This window comes from Dokdonia ponticola, assembly GCF_042653865.1.
Classification (GTDB): Bacteria; Bacteroidota; Bacteroidia; order Flavobacteriales; family Flavobacteriaceae; genus Dokdonia; species Dokdonia ponticola.
Genome location: NZ_JBHSFV010000058.1, coordinates 1 through 571, shown reverse-complemented (window position 1 = coordinate 571; position 571 = coordinate 1). Strand labels below are relative to the sequence as shown.

Here is a 571-nt window from a genome sequence, read left to right as displayed (position 1 = left end):
GTTTTACCTTTTCAGGGTAAAGTGTCCCACAAACTCTCGTTGAGTTCCCAGTCCATCGGGTTCTGTATAGTTCACTCTAAACCAATAATCATCAGAGATCATCGGTTGGCCATTAAAGGTACCATCCCACCCTTCACTGGTTGGGCTGAGCTGTTTTAATAACTTTCCAAAACGATCAAAGATATAAATCTGTGCATTTAAGTTAGGCTCCACCCCAATACCGATAATATTCCAGGTATCATGGAATCCATCTTGGTTAGGTGTAAAGAAACGCGGGTAATCAATAATCCCAAATTCTACTTCTGAGATACTACAATCTCCAGAAATTCTTCTTCCAAAAATCGTATGCTCTCCTGGAGTTACTCCTGTAAAGGTGGTACTGCTCTGGAACGGACCATCATCAAGGGCAAACTCAAAATCCTCTGGATTGCTATTAAATCCTGTGATGTTCTGTACCTCTACGGTATATACTCCTCCCGGATTAAAGGAACTCTCTAAAACAACGGCTTCAAACACGGGAGCACTCACTGCTACATAACTTGCCTCCGCTACATAATCACAGCTAGTAATC

General features: G+C 42.0%; 1 protein-coding gene. It reads right to left on the bottom strand.

The window, feature by feature from the left end:
* Positions 1–3: 3 nt before the first annotated feature.
* Positions 4–571 (bottom strand): T9SS type B sorting domain-containing protein (locus ACFO3O_RS22605; RefSeq protein WP_379983079.1); only part of this gene is annotated, 568 nt, incomplete at its 5' end.